This window comes from Streptomyces sp. NPDC059455, from assembly GCF_042750115.1.
Lineage (GTDB): Bacteria > Actinomycetota > Actinomycetes > Streptomycetales > Streptomycetaceae > Streptomyces > Streptomyces endocoffeicus.
In genome coordinates this window covers 1-2,170 of sequence record NZ_JBHYVB010000463.1, presented here as the reverse complement: position 1 = coordinate 2,170, position 2,170 = coordinate 1, and the positions used below count along the sequence as shown (strand labels likewise).

1 protein-coding gene is annotated in these 2,170 nt (G+C 67.5%); it reads left to right on the top strand.

What is annotated here, in order from left to right:
- Nucleotides 1-56 precede the first annotated feature (56 nt).
- Nucleotides 57-2,135, top strand: coding sequence for an ISAzo13 family transposase (locus tag ACFXB5_RS53560; RefSeq protein WP_385223327.1), 2,079 nt, complete (start codon nt 57-59; stop codon nt 2,133-2,135).
- Nucleotides 2,136-2,170 lie beyond the last annotated feature (35 nt).

Sequence of the window (2,170 nt, the reverse complement as noted above, 5' to 3'; positions counted from 1 at the left end):
GTGAAGCCGTAAAGAATCAAGGTGCTGCTTTACAGGTGTGGGCTCGTTGTCAGGGTATGGCGGTTCCGGAGGAGATCTGTTCCCAACTCCAGTGCAGGTTCTCGGTGTTGTTGCCCCATCTGAACGAGTGGCAGCGGCGGCTGGCCTTGGCTACCGAGGCCCGACTGATCGGGCATGGCGGGATACGGGCGGTAGCGCGGATCGCGCAGGTCAGCGAGACGACCGTGCGTCGTGGCGTGTCGGAGCTGGAAGCGGGGGCCGGGCCACTGCCGGACGGCCGAGTGCGTGCACCAGGCGGAGGCCGCAAGCGGGCTGAAGCCAACGATCCTGCCCTGCTCAAAGCCTTGTTGGGCCTGGTCGAGCCGGACGAGCGGGGAGATCCTCAGTCTCCGCTGCGGTGGACGACGAAGTCGCTGCGCAACCTGGCCGAGGAGCTGACCCGGCAGGGGCACCCGGTGTCCGCGCCGACGGTGGGTCGGCTGCTCAAGCAGGAGGACTCCAGCCTGCAGGCGAACGTCAAGACCCTCGAGGGTGCCCAGCATCCCGACCGGGATGCCCAGTTCCGCTATATCAACGAGCAGGTCAAGCAGCACCAGGCCGACGGTGAGCCGGTAATTAACGTGGACACGAAGAAGCGGGAGCAGATCGGAAGGCTGCCCATGGCCGGCCGCGAGTGGCGCCCCAGGGGCGAACCGGTTGAGGTGGAGGACCATCACTTCTTCTTCAGCGGCCCGGACGTTCAGCAGGCGATCCCGTACGGGATCTACGACATCGCCCGCAACACCGGCTGGGTCAATGTCGGTGTCGACCACGACACGTCGGTCTTCGCGGTCGAGTCCATCCGCCGCTGGTGGCGCTGTCGCGGCAGCCTCGACTACCCGAAGGCGTCACGGCTGCTGATCACCTCGGACGCGGGCGGCTCCAACGGTTACCGCTATCGGGTCTGGAAGAGCGAACTGGCTGCTCTGGCCGCTGAAACCGGACTGACGATCACGGTGTGTCACTTTCCTCCGGGCACAAGTAAATGGAACAAAATCGAACACCGGCTGTTCTCCCACATCACCCACAACTGGCGTGGCAGGCCGCTGACCAGCCATGATGTCGTCATTGAGGCGATCGCCGCCACCCGCACCCAGGCCGGTCTGCGCGTTGAGGCCCAACTGGATCCCGGCGACTACCCCGCGGGCATCGCGATCAGTAAGGATCGCTTCGCCGCGCTGCCGCTGGTCCGGCACGAGGCCCACGGCCAGTGGAACTCCACCCTGCTGCCCGAACCCTCCGCGCCGCAGGCCCTGCCCACCAGCGAGGCACACGGCGTCTCCGGCCGGCGCCGCGAGCTTCTCACCCGCCTGGCGGACCCCCGCCTGACCGGGATGAGTAGTACAGAACTCGCGGGTCTACGCGCTGAGTTGGCTCCGCTGCAGGCCGCTCGGTCCCGGGAACGCTACAGCGAGCAGCGCGGTGGACGGGCCCGGCGCGCCACCGGCAATCAGCGGGCCAAGCCGCTGTTCGACGACGCCGCCAGGGTTCTGCTCACTCTCCTCCACCAGCGACAGGTCTGCTCGATGAAGCTGCTGGCCGACATGCTGGAGGTCACCCCTGAATGCGTGGGCCACCTTGTCGCCGAGACCCGCCGGGTCCTGGAGGACCACGGTCACCAGCCCGGATACACCCCCAGCCGGTTCACCAGGACGGACGCGCTGATGGCCTTCCTCGACACCGACCAGACCCCGCCCCGCACCCGGATCATGGAGAGCCTGTCCCATCCGCGGCTTACCGGCATGTCCCGCGCGGAGCTGGATGAGCTCACTCGCCGGCTCTCTCCACGCCAGGTTGCCCAGGTTGAACGGGCCTCCTACCAGCGCCGGGGCGCCGATCGCCAGCCAGGCAGCCGCGGCGGCGTCTTCCCCCAGAAGCTGGGTGACAGAGAGCGCGTCGTGGTCGCCATCCTCTACCTGCGGAAACTGTGCACCCTGGACGTCCTTGCCGACGCGCTGGGGGACGTGAGCAGGTCCTCGATCGGGAACGTCGTCCGCGAGATCCGGCCCCTGCTTGCGGAAGGCGGACTTCTCCCACCCCCGGCCGCCACCCGCTACCGCACCGCCCCCGATCTCCTCGCGGCCGCGGACGAGTAAACCGACACACCGACAAGTTGATTCTTTACGGCTTC